Source organism: Bartonella sp. AA83SXKL (genome assembly GCF_042196965.1).
GTDB lineage: Bacteria > Pseudomonadota > Alphaproteobacteria > Rhizobiales > Rhizobiaceae > Bartonella.
Genome location: NZ_JBHIRG010000178.1, coordinates 1 through 725, shown reverse-complemented (window position 1 = coordinate 725; position 725 = coordinate 1). Strand labels below are relative to the sequence as shown.

1 protein-coding gene is annotated in these 725 nt (G+C 33.9%); it reads left to right on the top strand.

Annotated features, from left to right (window positions below):
• A partial coding sequence (locus ACFINO_RS10445; RefSeq protein WP_375655770.1) for a hypothetical protein occupies positions 1-356 on the top strand: 356 nt, incomplete at its 5' end.
• Between the last annotated feature and the right edge of the window lie 369 nt (positions 357-725).

Below are 725 nucleotides of genomic sequence, written 5' to 3'. Positions count from 1 at the left end.
TTAGACGGATACCGGATCGTGATTGTTGCATAGAAGATCTTGTGAAACGACACGAAACTCACACAACAATTCGTAAAAAACGAGAAGAATGGCATAAGTCAAAATTTGATAGTTGGATGAGATGGCATGAAGAAACTCTTGCAGAGCGAGACAAATCAATTGAGGAGCAACAAGCGGTACTTGAAAACCTATCCACTTTAATTAAGCAAAAAAATAAGACACTGTATGAACAAAGATTAAAGTTGGCTTCACAAATGGAGCTAATTGATAAATTAAATAATAAAATCATTTGCTTAATTAACAAAAAAGAAGAACCAAGATTGATCGATTTTATTTTTGCAGGAGAATGCTTTTAATTTTGGCATCAAAAAAACCACAAATGAGGATTATCAGCAAAAAAGAAGGAACTTTCAGGGCCAAATTCATTATATGTATCTTTTGAGCGTGGATATGAGGCCCAAAAATGAACAGTAAATGTTTCCTCTGGATTAACAATCGAAGTGTGGTCAAGTGTAAAATTTGCAATGTTGCGGGAATTAGGCTTACGGCAGCTAATTATGAAATCTAAAAAAGTGTAGCATTTAGCACGTATAATAAAAAAATTTAAAGCATACTCTGATGAAGCATTTGATTTTATATTTTGGGGACATAACGCAATAAGTTTGGGCGTTGTTCTTTTAATGACGAGGTGTTCAGCTGAAGTTTTAGATGGCCATCTAACGAAA